Consider the following 17,210-nt stretch of genomic DNA (forward strand, 5'->3'; position numbering starts at 1 on the left):
GAGTATAGGACAGGATTTGATCTGGATCATATATGCCCAGAAGAGAGCGGCGCGGCGCAGGGCGGTAAGCGGAAAAAATAATGTAAGTAATTGAATGTGTTATAATAAATATTTTTTAATTTTTATAAGCTTATTTGAAATGTGGGAGGGCAGCCAGGGTATTGATTGTTAATAAATGTTATCAGACTAGTCTATAGTGTTAAAAAAATAAGCGGATAAGCGACCAGAAATAATAAAAGGATTTTATGACAAAAAAATGGCGCCAATAATATTGGCGCCATAACTGTTTAACTCAGCCTTGCACGGCTGAGTCCATTATTACTTTTTCCAGTAACGACGCTTTGCCGCCTGAAGTTTTTCATAGGCCTGCAGCAGCGCCTGGTGCGCCGGGAAGGCGTTGAGATCGTCGTCGACGGCCTGCAGCCCGTAGAAGGGCGCTTCGCCGCTGATGGCCGCTGATGCCGCTTCCAGCGCGTCCGCGCCATACATGCGTGTAAAGGCGTGGTGATACTGCAGCGGGTCGCGTTCATCCTCCATCGCCAGCAGCAACAGCGTCTGCAGGCAGCGGTAGTAGTTGGCGCGTTCCGGCGAAAAGATCGAACCATTGAACTCCATCGTCCATTCGGTCCAGATCAGCGCCTGGTCGAGGTCACCGCCGGCCAGCGCCAGCATCGCCTTCAGCTCGCCGATACGCAGCGTGTACCAGCCGTTGTCCTTGCCGCTCGCCAGGCCCAGCAGTTCGCGCACGCGGGTGAAGTCGTCATGGCCTTCTTCATCCAGCTGGGCGATCAAGTCGAGATACTCTTCCGGATTCCAGTTGCTGGCGGGCAGCGCCAGCAGCGTTTCGCGCAGGCTCGCGCCCATATTGTTGTTCGCCAGCACCAGATCTTCTGCCGGATAGATATCGGACATGCCCGGCACGATAATGCGGCAGGCGTAGACGCCCAGATGATCGTAATCCGCGATATAGACTTCCTGTCCTTCCTGGCGGAAGATCGCCATCAGGGTAGCGAACTCTTCCTGCGTCGTGCCGCTGAACGACCAGTCGACGAACGGGTAATCCGCTTTCTCTTTAAACAGATCCCAGGAGATCAGGCCGCTGGAGTCGATAAAGTGCGTCTCAAGGTTGGCGTGCTCGGCGACTTCTTCATCGTCGAAGGTCGGCGGCGTAAAGACATCGAGATCTTTCAGGCTGCGGCCCTGCAGCAGCTCGGTAACGGTACGCTCAAGCGCGACGCCGAAGTCGGGATGTGCGCCAAACGAGGCGAAACAGGTGCCGTTTTGCGGGTTGAACAGCACCACGCAGATCACCGGATAGTGGCCGCCCAGCGAAGCGTCGTAGGCGAAGATCGGGAAGCCTTCCGCTTCAAGGCGCGCAATCGCCTCCACCACGCCAGGATAGCGCTGCATCACGCTCTCGGGGATGGTCGGCAGGCTGATCGCTTCGGCGATAATGCGGTTTTTGATATAGCGCTCAAACACCTCGGAAAGACCCTGCACGCGCGCTTCGTTGGCCGTATTGCCCGCCGACATGCCGTTAGAGACGTAGAGGTTACCGATGATATTCATCGGAATATAGACGGTCTGCTGATCGGACTGGCGGGTAAAGGGCAGGGCGCAGATGCCGCGCTCGGCGTTGCCGGACTGCAGATCCACCAGCTCTGGCGCGGTCAGCGCATTGTCAGGATCGTAAAAGGCGCGCAGGCGAGCATCCAGGATGCCCTCCGGCAGCGATCCGTCAGCAGGCAGAGGGAACCATTTCTCGTCCGGGTAATGAACGAAGTCGCCGTTAGCGATCGACTTACCCAGCCAGAAATCGGCGAAGAAGTAGTTGGTCGAGAGACGCTCGAAATATTCGCCCAGCGCTGAGGCCAGCGCAGCTTTCTTACTGGCGCCTTTGCCGTTGGTAAAGCAGAGCGGACAATCGCGGTCGCGAATATGCACGGACCAGACGTGAGGAACCGGATTAAGCCAGGAGGCTTCTTCAATGTTAAAGCCAAGGTCGGCCAGCTTTTGCTGGAAGCGCGCGATGGAATCTTCCAGTGCTGCGTCTTTACCGGGAATGAACGTTTGCGTCATGGAGCCGCTCTCTCATATATAGTGGGCGTAAAGCGCGCAATGATACGGACTTTGCCGTCGTGGCGCTATGAAGACGAGATAAATTTCTGCCCGCTATTTTCCCGCAAGAGACGTCGCAGTAGCGCTCTTTTTTCTCCCCCTGACGAGTCGCCTCACAAAATTTCGCGCTGTATTACATTTGTAACATAAGCTGCGGCGCGGCAGATTCAGAAAATGTGATCCCTTCCCGATTTATCATTGCAGGCGTCATAAGGCAGTGATAAAACCGGTAAGCAATTCATAACCGTTTGGGATAACCGTGGTGAGGGGAAATGACGCAGATTTATAATTTTAGTTCCGGTCCAGCGATGCTGCCGGTTGAAGTGCTCCGTCGTGCAGAACAAGAACTGACAAACTGGCACGGTCTGGGGACCTCCGTTATGGAGATCAGCCATCGCAGCAAAGAGTTTCTCAAGGTAGCGGAAGAGGCGGAGCAGGACTTACGCGATCTTCTGAAAATCCCGGCTAACTACAAAGTTTTATTCTGCCACGGCGGCGCGCGCGCGCAGTTCGCTGCGGTGCCGGGCAATCTGCTGGGCGAGGCGACCACAGCGGATTACGTCGACGGCGGCTACTGGGCGCACAGCGCCATCAAAGAAGCGGAAAAGTATTGCACGCCGCGCACCCTGGATGTCAAAACCACCCGTGACGGCAAGCGCGCTATCCTGCCGATGAGCCAGTGGGCGCTCAGCAGCGACGCCGCATACGTACACTACTGCCCGAACGAGACCATCGACGGCATCGCGATCGACGAGCAGCCTGACTTCGGTGACAAAATCGTCGTCGCCGATCTCTCCTCCACCATTCTGTCGCGTCCGCTGGACATCAATCGTTATGGCGTGATCTATGCCGGCGCGCAAAAGAACATCGGCCCGGCCGGGCTGACCATCGTTATCGTACGCGACGATCTGCTGGGCAAAGCCCGCCAGTCGGTTCCTTCTATTCTCGACTATCAGGTACTGGCGGAGAACGACTCAATGTTCAATACCCCGCCGACCTTTGCCTGGTATCTCTCTGGCCTGGTGTTTAAATGGCTGAAAGAGAAGGGCGGTGTAGGCGAAATCGACAAGATCAATCAGGCGAAAGCCGACCTGCTTTACGGCCTGATCGACAGCAACCCGTTCTACCGCAACGACGTCGCGACGGAAAACCGTTCGCGTATGAACGTGCCTTTTCAGCTGGCGGACGCCGCGCTGGACAGCCTCTTTTTAGAGGAGTCGTTCAACGCGGGGCTTCACGCTCTGAAAGGCCACCGCGTAGTAGGCGGCATGCGCGCATCGATCTACAATGCGATGCCGCTGGAAGGCGTTAAAGCGCTGACCGATTTTATGGCGGACTTCGCGCGTCGCCACGGTTAAGCCTGAGCAGTAGCGTCGGCGCTTGCGCCGACTTCAGACCCCGCCTCGCGGCGGGGTTTTGTCCTTTTCTGGAGATTTGGTTTCACATGCAGGACTCCCTGACCTTACAACCGATTGCACGCGTTGACGGCACCGTTAACCTGCCGGGTTCAAAAAGCGTTTCTAACCGCGCGCTGCTGCTGGCGGCGCTGGCGCAAGGCACCACGCGTCTGACGAACCTGCTGGACAGCGATGACGTTAAACATATGCTGAACGCCCTGAAGGCGTTGGGCGTCGATTTTACCCTGTCCGCCGACCGCACCCGCTGCGAGGTGGTGGGGCAGGCAGGCGCGCTGCGCGCTTCTCAGCCGCTGGAGCTGTTTCTCGGCAACGCCGGCACGGCGATGCGACCGCTGGCGGCGGCGCTCTGTCTCGGCGAGCAGGATATCGTTCTGACCGGCGAGCCGCGGATGAAAGAGCGTCCAATCGGGCATCTGGTCGACGCGCTCCGTCAGGGCGGCGCGCAGATTGAGTATCTGGAGAACAGCGACTATCCGCCGCTGCGCCTGAAAGGCGGCTTCACCGGCGGCGACGTCAGCGTTGACGGCAGCGTCTCCAGCCAGTTTCTGACTGCGCTGCTGATGACCGCGCCGCTGGCGGCGCGCGATACGCAGATCGCGATCAAAGGCGAGCTGGTTTCCAAACCCTATATCGATATTACGCTGCATCTGATGCGCTGCTTCGGCGTCGAGGTCGAGAACCAGCAGTACCAGCGCTTTATCATCAAGGGTCAACAGCAGTATCAGTCGCCAGGGGACTATCTGGTCGAGGGCGATGCCTCTTCCGCCTCCTATTTTCTGGCCGCCGCCGCCATTAAAGGTGGAACCGTGCGCGTTACCGGCATTGGCCGCGACAGCGTGCAGGGCGATATCCGCTTTGCTGACGTGCTGGAAAAAATGGGCGCGACCGTGGAGTGGGGCAGCGACTATATCGCCTGCACCGCCGGCGAACTGAACGGCATCGATATGGATATGAACCATATTCCCGACGCCGCGATGACCATCGCCACGACGGCTCTGTTCGCTAAAGGTCCGACGCAGCTGCGCAACATCTACAACTGGCGCGTGAAAGAGACCGATCGCCTGGCGGCGATGGCCACCGAGCTGCGTAAAGTCGGCGCGGAAGTGGAAGAGGGACATGATTTTATTCGCATTACGCCGCCGGAAAAACTGCGTCATGCGGAGATTGGTACCTATAACGACCACCGCATGGCGATGTGCTTCTCGCTGGTGGCGCTCTCCGATACGCCCGTGACCATCCTCGATCCCGGCTGTACCGCGAAAACCTTCCCCGACTATTTCGAGCAGCTGGCTAAGATCAGCCAGATCGCCTGATTTTCACCGTGCCGGAGAGCGACGCTTTCCGGCATTCTCACTGCCTCTGGCCTCATTGACCAAGATATGTTCTGAATCTGCTGCAATTTTTAGCGATGTCTCCGCTAAAAGGTAACGTCATTCCCCTTGTCCGCGTATAATGCATCCAGTTCTGAACAGCCTGAAGGCTGGACTATTTTGCGCAGCAACAGGAGAGAATAATGACGGCAACTGCCCCGGTTATAACTGTCGACGGACCTAGCGGTGCTGGCAAAGGCACGTTGTGCAAAGCGATGGCGGAAGCGATGCAGTGGCATCTGCTCGACTCTGGCGCCATCTATCGCGTTCTGGCGCTGGCTGCGCTGCATCATCAGGTAGATATTGAAGCCGAAGAGGCGCTGGTGCCGCTGGCGGCCCATCTGGACGTGCGTTTCGTCTCGCAGGAGGGCGAACTGCAGGTAATCCTTGAGGGCGAAGAGGTTACCGGTGAAATCCGCACCCAGGAAGTCAGCAACACTGCGTCGCGTATTGCCGCCTTTCCTCGCGTGCGCGAAGCGCTGCTGCGTCGTCAGCGCGCCTTTCGCGACGAGCCGGGTTTAATCGCCGACGGCCGCGATATGGGCACGGTCGTTTTCCCCGACGCGCCGGTAAAAATTTTCCTCGACGCCAGCCCGGAAGAGCGCGCCCAGCGCCGTATGCTACAGTTGCAGGAAAGCGGCTTTAGTGTTAACTTTGATCGCCTTTTAGCCGAGATAAAAGAACGTGATGACCGCGATCGCAACCGCGCCATTGCGCCTTTAGTCCCCGCCGCCGATGCGCTGGTTCTGGATTCTACGCAGTTATCCATCGAGCAAGTCATTGATCAGGCGCTGGAATATGCCCGCAAAAAGCTGGGCGTTTAATCTTTTCGGCCGAACAGAATTGCTGTAACCCTGTGCCACGGAAAGCGCGCAGGGCATGTGAAACAACCCCATCCGACAGTGACGTCAGGTGGACGTTAAATTGAAGAATCCTAAGATTATCAATATGACTGAATCTTTTGCTCAACTCTTTGAAGAGTCCCTGAAAGAAATCGAAACCCGCCCGGGTTCCATCGTTCGTGGCGTTGTTGTCTCTATCGACAAAGACGTCGTTCTGGTTGATGCGGGTCTGAAATCTGAGTCTGCCATTCCGGCAGAGCAGTTCAAGAACGCAGCCGGCGAACTGGAAATCCAGGTTGGTGACGAAGTTGACGTTGCCCTGGATGCAGTGGAAGACGGCTTCGGTGAAACCCTGCTGTCCCGTGAGAAAGCTAAACGTCATGAAGCCTGGATCACGCTGGAAAAAGCTTACGAAGACGCTGAAACTGTTACCGGTGTTATCAACGGCAAAGTTAAAGGTGGCTTCACAGTTGAGCTGAACGGTATTCGTGCGTTCCTGCCAGGTTCACTGGTTGACGTGCGTCCGGTACGCGACACCCTGCACCTGGAAGGCAAAGAGCTTGAATTCAAAGTAATCAAGCTTGATCAGAAACGTAACAACGTCGTGGTTTCACGCCGTGCAGTTATCGAATCTGAGAACAGCGCTGAGCGCGATCAGCTGCTGGAAAACCTGCAGGAAGGCATGGAAGTCAAAGGTATCGTTAAGAACCTCACTGACTACGGCGCATTCGTGGATCTGGGCGGCGTCGACGGCCTGCTGCACATCACCGATATGGCCTGGAAACGCGTTAAGCATCCGAGCGAAATCGTCAACGTGGGCGACGAAATCACTGTTAAAGTGCTGAAGTTCGACCGCGAGCGTACCCGTGTATCTCTGGGCCTGAAACAGCTGGGCGAAGATCCGTGGGTGGCTATCGCTAAGCGCTACCCGGAAGGCACCCGCCTGACCGGTCGTGTAACCAACCTGACTGATTACGGCTGCTTCGTAGAAATCGAAGAAGGCGTTGAAGGTCTGGTACACGTTTCTGAAATGGACTGGACCAACAAAAACATCCACCCGTCTAAAGTTGTTAACGTGGGCGACGTGGTTGAAGTTATGGTTCTGGACATCGACGAAGAGCGTCGTCGTATCTCCCTGGGTCTGAAGCAGTGCAAATCTAACCCATGGCAGCAGTTCGCTGAGACTCACAACAAGGGCGACCGCGTTGAAGGTAAAATCAAGTCAATCACTGACTTCGGTATCTTCATCGGCCTGGACGGCGGCATCGACGGCCTGGTTCACCTGTCTGACATCTCCTGGAACGCGACTGGCGAAGAAGCCGTTCGTGAGTACAAAAAAGGCGACGAAATCGCTGCCGTTGTACTGCAGGTTGACGCAGAGCGTGAGCGCATCTCTCTGGGCGTGAAACAGCTGGCTGAAGATCCGTTCAACAACTACATCACCCTGAACAAGAAAGGCGCCATCGTTACTGGTAAAGTAACTGCAGTTGACGCTAAAGGTGCTACAGTTGAACTGGCAGACGGCGTTGAAGGCTACCTGCGCGCTTCTGAAGCTTCACGTGACCGCGTTGAAGACGCAACCCTGGTTCTGAATGTTGGCGACGATGTTGAAGCTAAATTCACCGGCGTTGATCGTAAAAACCGCGTTGTTAGCCTGTCTGTCCGTGCGAAAGACGAAGCTGACGAGAAAGATGCCATCGCAACTGTGAACAACAAGCAGGAAGAAAGCAATTTCTCCAATGCTATGGCTGAAGCGTTCAAAGCAGCTAAAGGCGAGTAATCGACCTGAAGCAACCGGGCAGGGAAATCTGCCCGGTTACGGTAGCAAGCTGTCATACCTTTCCCACAAGGATTAACCGGAGGTTACATGACCAAGTCAGAACTGATTGAAAGACTTGCTGGCCAGCAGACTCATATTCCGGCGAAAGTCGTTGAGGATGCTGTAAAAGAGATGCTGGAGCACATGGCCACTACGCTGGCTCAGGGCGAACGCATTGAAATCCGGGGATTCGGCAGCTTTTCTTTGCATTACCGCGCACCGCGTACGGGGCGTAACCCGAAAACGGGCGACAAAGTGGAACTGGAAGGTAAATACGTTCCCCACTTTAAGCCGGGCAAAGAGCTGCGAGACCGTGCAAACATCTACGGTTAAGCCGTAACCGAACGCAGAAACGACATCCCAGGATGTCGTTTTTTTTTGCCTGCTGTTTCTGTGCGAGCCAGTGCGACATCCTCTGTATCCTCGCTGAAATTATCCTCTTTTATTGCGAAGCGGCGCTGAAGCGCGTCACTCTCCGCCTGACCGCGCGCCCTGTTATCCGCATACTCTCAGCCTGTTAATCCGGGACGAGAGCATAATGACAGCGACGCTATTTGCCAGAACCGCTATTTTCGCCGCGCTGCCGCTGCTGTTTCTGCACCGGCTTCCGTCGGCAATCGTCATCGCGGCGATCGCCTGCGCGGGCAGCTTAATGCTGTGGAGGCAGGCGGCCTGGCTGCGTATCGCAGCGGTAGCGCTGCTGCTGTGCGCCTGGATGCTGTGCGCCGCGCGTTCAGCGGTTACCACGATTGAAACTGCCAGCGCCGCCCCTGCGACCTACAGCGTGCGCATTGATGAAGTCCGGCAGGAGAGGCGTCAGGTTAAGGTACAGCTGATAGCGCGAGAAGGGCGCTACCTGTTTCCACCGCGTTTCGCCTGGCTGTCGTTCGCAGAGGGCCAGCAGAACTGGTGCCCGGGGCAGCGATGGACGATGCAGCTTAGCCTGCGACCCGTACACGCCAGGCTCAATGAAGGCGAGTTTGATGCACAGCGTTTTGCGCTGGCGAATCATATGGGGCTGCGAGGCCGTATTCAGCAGCAGCGGCCCGAATCCCTGAGCTGCAGCTGGCGCTGGCGGCTAATCCTGCGCGATCTGCCGATGATTAATGCGCTGGAGCAGCGCGCCGTTATCCTCGCGCTCGCTTTTGGCGAGCGGGCAGAAATGAGCGACGCACTGCGACGGCTGCTGCGGGAAACGGGCACGGCGCATCTGATGGCGATTTCAGGCATGCATATCGCGCTGGCCGCCAGCAGCGGCTGGTTGCTGGCGCGTGCGGTTCAGCTGGCGCTGCCGGCGCGCCTTATCGGCTACCGGTTCCCCTTGCTGATGAACTGGCTGGCAGCGGCACTTTATACCTGGCTCTCCGGCAGCGATGCGCCCGCTCAGCGAACCCTGTTCGCCCTGACGTTGTGGGTCGCTTTCCGCATCAGGGGAGTGCAGCTCAGCGGCTGGCAGGTCTGGAGCCTGTGCGTCGGTGGACTGCTGCTGCTCGATCCTCTCAGCGTGCTCTCAGAAAGCTTCTGGCTATCGGCGCTGGCGGTCGCCATTTTACTGACCTGGTCTCACTGGTTTCCCTTACCGGCGCGCTGCCGCCGCGGCTGGCGCTGGCTGCCGGTTCAGCTGCTGCACCTGCAGCTCGGCATGATGCTGCTGATGGCGCCGCTTCAGGTCATGCTGTTCGAGGGCATCAGCCTTTCGGGGCTGGCGGCGAATATGCTGGCGATCCCGGTTATCACTTTTATCAGCGTGCCGCTTATCCTGCTGGCGATGCTGACGCCGGTCAGCGCGATCTGCGCCGCGCTCTGGCGGCTGGCCGATCTCTCTGTCGTCTGGCTAATGGCGGCGCTCAAGGCTTTACCTGATGGCTGGTGGGCGTTTCATGACGCCGCCACGCTGGCGCTGCTGCTGTGGGGCGGGCTGATTGTCTGGCGCTGCGCGCTGTTTTACGCCGCGCCGGTCAGCTGTGCGGCTGTGGTGCTGGCGCTGCTGGTCTGGCGCTGGCCGCGCGACGAACCGGGCTGGCGCATTGATATGCTGGATATCGGGCAGGGGCTAAGCGTGGTGATCCGTCAGGGGAGGGAGGCGATGCTTTATGATACCGGCCCTGCCTGGGAAAACGGCAACGCCGGTACGCGCCACGTTATTCCCTGGCTGGCGCGGAAGCGGCTGCGCCTTCAGACGATAGTGCTCAGCCATCGCCATCTCGATCACAGCGGCGGGCTCAGCGCGATAAAGCAACGCTGGCCCGCGGTGCCGGTACGCAGCGCCACGCTCGAGGCCGATCATCTGCCCTGCGTACGCGGCGTGCGCTGGCGCTGGAAGGCGTTAAATATTGAAGCGCTGTGGCCGCCAGCGCGCTCGGAAATCAGCAACAATAACGACTCCTGCGTGCTGAGCGTGGATGACGGCGTCACGCGCCTGCTGCTGATGGGCGATCTGGAGGCGTCGGCGGAGCGGCAGCTGGTGGCGCTGGAAAAAGGCCGGCTCAGGGCCGATATCATTCAGGTACCGCATCATGGCAGCCGCACCTCGTCGACGCCGCTGCTGCTGCGCACCGTCGCTGGACGTGTCGCCATCGCCTCCATGGCGCGCTACAACGCCTGGCGAATGCCGGTCAACAGCGTGCTGGAAAACTATCGCCGCGCGGGCTTCGCCTGGTACGACACCGCCCGCTCGGGGCAGCTAACCCTTTCTATCGACGGGCGTAAAATAGCGGTTTCTGGGCTAAGAGAGCAAATTTTGCCCCGATGGTACCATCAGTGGTTTGGCGTCAAACGGTAATCCAGGTAGAATGAGCGGCTATTTCAAACAGCGTGAATAAATAATGCATCAAGATAAAGATCTCTCAACGTGGCAGACATTTCGTCGACTCTGGCCGATGATCGCGCCCCATAAAGCGGGTTTATGCGTGGCCGCTGTGGCCCTGATACTTAATGCCGCGGGCGACACGCTTATGCTCTCCCTGTTGAAGCCTTTACTGGATGATGGGTTCGGCAAAGCGGATAAATCGGTTCTGATCTGGATGCCGCTGGCCGTCATCGGCCTGATGCTGATCCGCGGCGTCACCAGCTATGTTTCCAGCTACTGCATCTCCTGGGTTTCCGGCAACGTCGTGATGAATATGCGTCGTCGCCTCTTCAGCCATATGATGGGCATGCCGGTCTCGTTCTTCGATCAGCAGTCAACAGGCACGCTGCTGTCGCGCATTACCTACGACTCTGAGCAGGTCGCCTCTTCCTCATCCAGCGCGCTGGTTACCGTCGTGCGTGAGGGCGCGTCGATTATCGGCCTGTTTATTATGATGTTCTACTACAGCTGGCAGCTGTCGCTGATCCTGATTGTTCTGGCGCCGATCGTCTCTCTGGCGATTCGCTCGGTCTCTAAGCGTTTTCGCAGCATCAGCAAAACCATGCAGAACACCATGGGGCAGGTCACTACCAGCGCCGAGCAGATGCTGAAAGGGCACAAAGAAGTGCTGATTTTCGGCGGCCAGGAAGTGGAGTCGGAGCGTTTCGCCCGCGTCAGCAACCGCATGCGTCAGCAGGGCATGAAGCTGGTATCGGCCTCATCTATCTCCGATCCGGTGATCCAGCTGATCGCCTCGCTGGCGCTGGCATTCGTGCTCTATGCCGCCAGCTTCCCCAGCGTGATGGATACGCTGACCGCAGGCACCATCACCGTGGTCTTCTCGTCGATGATTGCGCTGATGCGCCCGCTGAAATCCCTGACTAACGTCAACGCGCAGTTCCAGCGCGGTATGGCAGCCTGTCAGACGCTCTTCTCTATTCTCGACAGCGAGCAGGAAGTTGACACCGGCACGCGCGAAATTGAGCGCGCCAAAGGCGACGTCGAATTCCGCAACGTTACCTTTAGCTATCCTGGCCGCGATATTCCGGCGCTGCGCGACATCAACCTGGCGCTGCCGGAAGGCAAAACCGTGGCGCTGGTTGGGCGCTCCGGCTCCGGCAAGTCGACGCTGGCCAGCCTGCTGACGCGCTTTTACGATATCCAGCAGGGGGAGATTCTGCTGGATGGTCACGACCTGCGCGAATACACGCTGCGTTCGCTGCGTAATCAGGTCGCGCTGGTGTCGCAGAATGTTCATCTGTTCAACGACACCATCGCCAACAACATCGCCTATGCGCGCAGCGAGCAGTACAGCCGCGCCGAGATCGAGCGCGCCGCGACCATGGCGCACGCGATGGATTTCATCAACAAGATGGATAACGGGCTGGATACGGTAATCGGTGAAAACGGCGTGCTGCTCTCCGGTGGCCAGCGTCAGCGTATCGCCATTGCGCGCGCGCTGCTGCGCGACTGTCCGATTCTGATTCTGGACGAGGCGACCTCTGCGCTCGATACCGAGTCGGAGCGCGCGATCCAGTCGGCGCTGGACGAGCTGCAGAAAAACCGCACCTCGCTGGTTATCGCTCACCGCCTGTCGACCATCGAAAAAGCTGATGAGATCGTGGTGGTGGAAGATGGCCGTATCGTTGAGCGCGGCACCCATGCCGAGCTGCTTGCTCAGCGGGGCGCCTATGCTCAGCTGCATAAGATGCAGTTTGGGCAATGATCGAGCGCATCTGGAGTGGACGCTCGCCGCTGTGGCTGCTGCTGTGGCCGCTTAGCCTGATCTACGGCGCCATCTCCTCTCTGATCCGCCTCAGCTATCAGCGCGGCTGGCGTAAAAGCTGGCGCGCGCCGGTACCGGTAGTAGTGGTCGGCAATCTCACCGCCGGCGGCAATGGAAAGACCCCGGTCGCAATCTGGCTGGTGCAGGCATTACAGCGTCGCGGCCTCAGCGTAGGCGTGGTCTCGCGCGGCTACGGCGGCAAAGCGGAACGCTATCCGCTGCTGGTCGACGGCGACACGCCGACCGCCCAGGCGGGTGACGAGCCGGTGCTGATTGCCCAGCGCACCGGTGCGCCGGTTGCGGTCGCGCCGGTGCGCCGCGCCGCGGTGGAGGCGCTGCTCCTCAGTCAGCATATCGATCTCATCATTACCGACGATGGCCTGCAGCACTACGCGCTGCAGCGCGATCGCGAGATTGTCGTGGTCGACGGCGTTCGCCGCTTCGGCAACGGCTGGTGGCTGCCGGCCGGACCGATGCGCGAGCGCGCTTCGCGCCTGCGCCAGGTTGATGCCGTGATTATTAACGGCGGCCACGCCGAGGCGGACGAAATCGCGATGTCGCTGCGGCCCGGCGATGCGGTTAATCTGCATACCCACCAGCGCGCGCCGCTGTCCGCGCTGGACAATGTGGTGGCCATGGCGGGCATAGGGCATCCGCCGCGCTTTTTCACTACCCTTAAACAGCATGGCGTCACGCCGGTCGCTGAAATCGCCTTCGCCGACCACCACGCCTACAGCCAGCAGGAACTCGCCGCCCTGGTGGCCGAGGGCCAGATACTGCTGATGACCGAAAAAGACGCGGTTAAGTGTCGCGGCTTCGCCCAGCCCAACTGGTGGTATCTGCCGGTGGAAGCCGAGCTAAGCGGCAGCGCCGTCGCGCCGCTGCTGGATGAGATCGAGCGCCTGGCGCGGCAGCGCGCAGGCAGGGCCGTCAGCTAACCTCACGCCGAACGCAGGAAGGGAATGAACACCACGCTTTCGCTTTCGCTTCAACAGGCAAGAAATCTTCATCTGGCGGCGCAGGGTCTGCTGCGCACGCCATTGAAACGCGCGCGCTACCCGGATCTGCTCGCCACGGTGCGGCGCATGTCGCTGCTGCAAATCGATACTATTCACGTCGTCGCCCGTAGCCCCTGGCTGGTGCTGTTCAGCCGCCTCGGCAGCTACCCGCCGCGCTGGCTGGAAGAGGCGCTGGCGCAGGGCGAACTGTTTGAGTACTGGGCGCACGAAGCCTGCTTTATCCCGCGCGAAGATTTCCGGCTGCTGCGCCACCGCATGCTCGAACCTGAGCGCCTCGGCTGGAAATATAACGCCCGGTGGATGCAGGAGCATCAGCAGGAGATCGACGAGCTGCTGCGGCATATTGCCGAGCGGGGGCCGGTTCGCGCCGCCGACTTCACCAGCGGCGCCGATCACAAACCCGGCTGGTGGGCCTGGAAGCCGCACAAGCGTCATCTGGAAAATCTTTTCAGCGCCGGCGAGCTGATGGTCAGCGAGCGGCGCAATTTTCAGCGGGTCTACGATCTGCGTTCACGCGTGCTGCCGGAGTGGCAGGATGCGCTGCACGCGCTCAGCGAAGCGGACGCGCAGTGGGAAATGCTGCGCAACAGCGCGCGCAGTCTCGGTATTTTCCGCGCCGCCTGGCTGCCCGATTACTACCGTCTCAAACGGGTGGCGCTGAAGCCTTACCTGGAGAGGGCGCGCCAGGGGGGCGAGATTGTACCGGTCGAGGTAGCCGGACTGGGCGAAATGTGGCTGCATTGCGATCTGCTGCCGCTGCTCGACGCGCCGCTTAACGCCACGCACAGCGCCATTCTGTCGCCGTTTGATCCTGTGGTCTGGGATCGGCGGCGCACGCGGGAGCTGTTCCAGTTCGACTACCGCATCGAATGCTATACGCCGGAGGCGAAGCGCAAGTACGGCTATTTCGTCCTGCCGGTGCTGCATCGCGGCGCGATCAAGGCCAGGCTGGACGCCCGCATGCAGCGTCAGGCGCGGCAGCTGGTGATTAAGAATTTCTGGCTGGAGCCGGAGGTGCGCGTTACCGCCGCATTCGTCAGGGATATCCGCCAGGCGATTGAGCGCTTTGCGGCCTGGCAGGAGGCGCAGAGTGTGCTGTTCGAACAGATGCCCGCCGCGCTGCGGCCGCACTGGCCTGCCGCCTGGGCGCTCGATTCCTGAGCTTTGCGGTCTGCGCCGCAGTTTCGCGGCTGCTTTCCGCGCACGCTGAGACACTGCGCTATGGTATCCTTAGCGCCTTATGCAATCGGTCCGCAATGGAGGACATATGGATCACCGTTTACTCGAAATTGTTGCCTGCCCGGTGTGCAACGGCAAGCTTTACTACAACAATGCCCAGCAGGAGCTGATCTGCAAACCTGACGCGCTGGCCTTTCCGGTACGCGACGGTATTCCAGTGCTGCTGGAAAACGAAGCGCGCACCCTCGTCGTGGAAGAGATCCACCCATGAGTTTCACGGCGATTATTCCCGCGCGCTACGCCTCAACGCGCCTGCCCGGCAAACCGCTGGTCGATATCGCCGGTAAGCCGATGATCGTTCATGTGATGGAGCGCGCGCGCGCCTCCGGCGCCAGCCGCGTGATTGTCGCCACCGACCATCCGGATGTGAAAACGGCGGTTGAAGCGGCGGGCGGTGAAATCTGCATGACGCGCGCTGACCATCAGTCGGGCACCGAGCGGCTGGCTGAGGTGATCGAAACCTGCGGATTCGCCGACGATGAGATTATCGTCAACGTGCAGGGCGACGAGCCGCTGATCCCACCGGAAATCGTACGCCAGGTGGCGGCGAACCTGGCGGGCGCGCAGGCGGGCATGGCAACGCTGGCGGTGCCGATTCATGATGCGGAAGAGGCGTTTAACCCCAACGCGGTGAAGGTGGTGATGGACGCGCAGGGCTATGCGCTCTATTTCTCACGCGCCACCATTCCCTGGGATCGCGAGCGCTACGCCGCCTCCCGCGAGGCGATCGGCGATACGCTGCTGCGCCACATCGGCATCTACGCCTATCGTGCCGGTTTTATTCGTCGCTACGTCGCCTGGGCACCTTGCCCGCTGGAGCGTATCGAACTGCTGGAGCAGCTTCGCGTGCTCTGGTATGGCGAAAAGATCCATGTTGCCGTCGCGGAAACCGTGCCGGGAACAGGCGTGGATACGCCAGAAGATCTGGCGCGCGTGCGCGCCGCGCTGCAGGGCTAACGGCGTCGGGGAGCCATCCCCGACGCTTTTATTGATCTGTTTCCATATTTTTGCCCGCTGAGGCCTCCAGGATGGTGTGATGTTTTCCTTGAGGAGGATGCATGGAAAGTCTCAAATCTGAACTGTCGCTGGTGTTAGGCGAGACGGTTGGCCGGCTCGAAACCATCAGCGAACAGCCGCCGACGCGGCTTTATGCGCTCTACGATCGCCAGGACAAACCGATGCCGCTGGTGGCGAAATATTTCCGTCATCAGGGACGCGCTGCGCTGGAGGCGAAAAAGCTGGCGCTGCTTGGCCATGAAGGGCTAATCGCCGTGCCGGCGGTCTATGGCCTGGTGCTGAGCCAGCAGCCGCCGGTGCATGAAATGCTGCTGATGGCGCGCCTCAACGGCGTCTCCGCCGAGGCGCCGACCCGCGACGCCGCTCGCTGGCAGCAGCTGTGCGAAGAGGTGGTTGAGGGGCTGCTCGCCTGGCATCGCATCAGCAGCCACGGTCTGGTGGGCACCGTCGACAGCACCCAGCAGAACAGCTGGCCTGCCTGGTTTCACCAGCGCGTGGAAGTGCTCTGGTCCACGCTCAGCTATCTGCAGCCGCCCGCCTTCACTTTTGCCGACCGCCAGGTACTATTCCGCAGCCGCGAGCAGCTGGCGCACCTCTTTCGCGACTTCGACGATCCCTGCGTCATGCTGCATGGCAATCTGCGCCTGACCAGCATCGTCAAAAATGCGCGCAGCGATCAGCTGCTGGCGATGACCCAGCCCGGCGCTATTTTATGGGGGCCGCGCGAATATGAGCTGAGGCAGCTGGGCGAAAGCCCGGCGGAACAGGCGCTGATGGCGCGCTATTTACAGTGCGCGCCGGTTTCTGAAGGTTTTCTCTGGCGGCGCTGGCTTTATCAGCTGTGGGACTGCATTGAGGGGCTGGTGCAGTATGGCGAGTTTGATCGCGCACGCTTTGATTACGCCCGGGCGCAGCTACTGCCCTGGCTGGGCTGAAGGCGCGCCGCCGCCTTTAAGCCACTGCCACGCCTGTCCCAGCGCCTCATAGACGACGCGCTCGCTGTGGCTCAGCCAGAGCGGGGAAGGCATCGCGCGCTCCCACCAGTTGAGCGGCGAGGTAATTGCCAGCTGATTAGCCGGCGCGGCAAGCGGCGTTAAGCCGGCGGCGTGAAAGAAATTCAGGGCGCGTGCCATATGATTGGCGGAAGTGACCAGCAGAAAGGGCCGCTGGCTGACGACGCCGCGCACCGCGCGCGCCTCCTGTTCGGTATCTTTCGGCTGGTCCAGCACCAGAATATGATCCGGCGGCACGCCCAGGCTCAGCGCCACCGAGGCGGCGACCTGACCGTTGCTGACGGGATTCTGTCCGGCGGCGGCGCCGGTAAAGATCATCGTCGCCTGCGGGTTGCGTCGCCACTGGCGGACGCCTTCAGCGACGCGCGGCAGACTGTTGCCGATCAGGTTCGAACTCGGTGCCCAGTCGGGATTAAAGGTATAGCCGCCGCCCAGTACCACGATAAAATCGACCTTCTGGTCGCCGTTCCAGGTCGCGTAGCGCGACTCCAGCGGCAGCAGCAGGCGATCGGCGACGGGCTGCAGGCTCAGCAGTAGCAGCAGCGCCCAGCTCAGGGAGACTAAAATTTTGCCGCTTTTATGCCAGCGGCTAAACCAAAGCAGTAAAATACCCGCTGCCATCAACAGCAGCAGCATGGGTAAAGGCATCAACAGCCCGCCCACCAGTTTTTTCAGTCCAAAAAACATCAAAAAAACTCCTTGTTGTCCGAAAAAACAGCAG

Annotated in this window: 14 protein-coding genes; 12 read left to right on the top strand and 2 right to left on the bottom strand. The window is 59.6% G+C overall.

The features are described 5' to 3' along the window. Nucleotides 1-318: 318 nt before the first annotated feature. Nucleotides 319-2,079 (bottom strand): 30S ribosomal protein S12 methylthiotransferase accessory factor YcaO, encoded by a 1,761-nt coding sequence (ycaO, locus tag MHZ97_RS02250; RefSeq protein WP_239312294.1) that lies wholly within the window; start codon nucleotides 2,077-2,079, stop codon nucleotides 319-321. 311 nt (nucleotides 2,080-2,390) lie between these two features. Between ycaO and serC the strand changes: the two genes are divergently transcribed. From serC to MHZ97_RS02310, 12 genes are all read left to right on the top strand, one after another. Further along, on the top strand, nucleotides 2,391-3,476 hold the full coding sequence (serC, locus tag MHZ97_RS02255; RefSeq protein ID WP_103795351.1) for a 3-phosphoserine/phosphohydroxythreonine transaminase: 1,086 nt from the start codon (nucleotides 2,391-2,393) through the stop codon (nucleotides 3,474-3,476). A gap of 86 nt (nucleotides 3,477-3,562) precedes the next feature. After that, on the top strand, nucleotides 3,563-4,849 hold the full coding sequence (aroA, locus tag MHZ97_RS02260) for a 3-phosphoshikimate 1-carboxyvinyltransferase (RefSeq protein WP_103795352.1): 1,287 nt from the start codon (nucleotides 3,563-3,565) through the stop codon (nucleotides 4,847-4,849). A 200-nt stretch (nucleotides 4,850-5,049) separates the two neighbouring features. Then, nucleotides 5,050-5,730, top strand: a complete 681-nt coding sequence (cmk, locus tag MHZ97_RS02265) for a (d)CMP kinase (protein WP_103795353.1) — start codon at nucleotides 5,050-5,052, stop codon at nucleotides 5,728-5,730. 124 nt (nucleotides 5,731-5,854) lie between these two features. Then, the gene (gene rpsA, locus MHZ97_RS02270) at nucleotides 5,855-7,528 is read left to right on the top strand and encodes a 30S ribosomal protein S1 (RefSeq protein WP_103795573.1); all 1,674 of its coding nucleotides are present in this window, start codon (nucleotides 5,855-5,857) and stop codon (nucleotides 7,526-7,528) included. Nucleotides 7,529-7,615: 87 nt separating this feature from the next. Further along, on the top strand, nucleotides 7,616-7,900 hold the full coding sequence (gene ihfB, locus MHZ97_RS02275) for an integration host factor subunit beta (protein ID WP_033751281.1): 285 nt from the start codon (nucleotides 7,616-7,618) through the stop codon (nucleotides 7,898-7,900). A gap of 205 nt (nucleotides 7,901-8,105) precedes the next feature. Next, nucleotides 8,106-10,349, top strand: coding sequence for a DNA internalization-related competence protein ComEC/Rec2 (locus tag MHZ97_RS02280; RefSeq protein ID WP_239312279.1), 2,244 nt, complete (start codon nucleotides 8,106-8,108; stop codon nucleotides 10,347-10,349). 43 nt (nucleotides 10,350-10,392) lie between these two features. Next, nucleotides 10,393-12,141 (top strand): lipid A ABC transporter ATP-binding protein/permease MsbA, encoded by a 1,749-nt coding sequence (gene msbA, locus MHZ97_RS02285; protein ID WP_103795355.1) that lies wholly within the window; start codon nucleotides 10,393-10,395, stop codon nucleotides 12,139-12,141. Then, nucleotides 12,138-13,139, top strand: coding sequence for a tetraacyldisaccharide 4'-kinase (lpxK, locus tag MHZ97_RS02290; protein WP_239312276.1), 1,002 nt, complete (start codon nucleotides 12,138-12,140; stop codon nucleotides 13,137-13,139). The genes msbA and lpxK overlap by 4 nt, the downstream gene beginning before the upstream one ends. Nucleotides 13,140-13,163: 24 nt before the next feature. Then, entirely contained in the window at nucleotides 13,164-14,381 is a 1,218-nt protein-coding gene (locus tag MHZ97_RS02295) for a winged helix-turn-helix domain-containing protein (protein ID WP_239312259.1), read from the top strand. 106 nt (nucleotides 14,382-14,487) lie between these two features. Beyond that, entirely contained in the window at nucleotides 14,488-14,670 is a 183-nt protein-coding gene (locus MHZ97_RS02300; RefSeq protein ID WP_239312256.1) for a Trm112 family protein, read from the top strand. Then, complete coding sequence (kdsB, locus tag MHZ97_RS02305; protein WP_239312253.1) at nucleotides 14,667-15,416, top strand: 3-deoxy-manno-octulosonate cytidylyltransferase; 750 nt, start codon at nucleotides 14,667-14,669, stop codon at nucleotides 15,414-15,416. The genes MHZ97_RS02300 and kdsB overlap by 4 nt, the downstream gene beginning before the upstream one ends. A gap of 101 nt (nucleotides 15,417-15,517) precedes the next feature. Further along, complete coding sequence (locus tag MHZ97_RS02310; RefSeq protein WP_103795359.1) at nucleotides 15,518-16,411, top strand: fructosamine kinase family protein; 894 nt, start codon at nucleotides 15,518-15,520, stop codon at nucleotides 16,409-16,411. Here the strand turns inward: MHZ97_RS02310 and elyC are convergent. Then, nucleotides 16,391-17,176, bottom strand: a complete 786-nt coding sequence (elyC, locus tag MHZ97_RS02315; protein WP_239312250.1) for an envelope biogenesis factor ElyC — start codon at nucleotides 17,174-17,176, stop codon at nucleotides 16,391-16,393. The two genes, MHZ97_RS02310 and elyC, sit on opposite strands and share 21 nt — an antisense overlap. Between the last annotated feature and the right edge of the window lie 34 nt (nucleotides 17,177-17,210).

This window comes from Pantoea sp. ACRSC (assembly GCF_022346785.1).
GTDB classification, from domain to species: Bacteria; Pseudomonadota; Gammaproteobacteria; order Enterobacterales; family Enterobacteriaceae; genus Pantoea; species Pantoea alvi.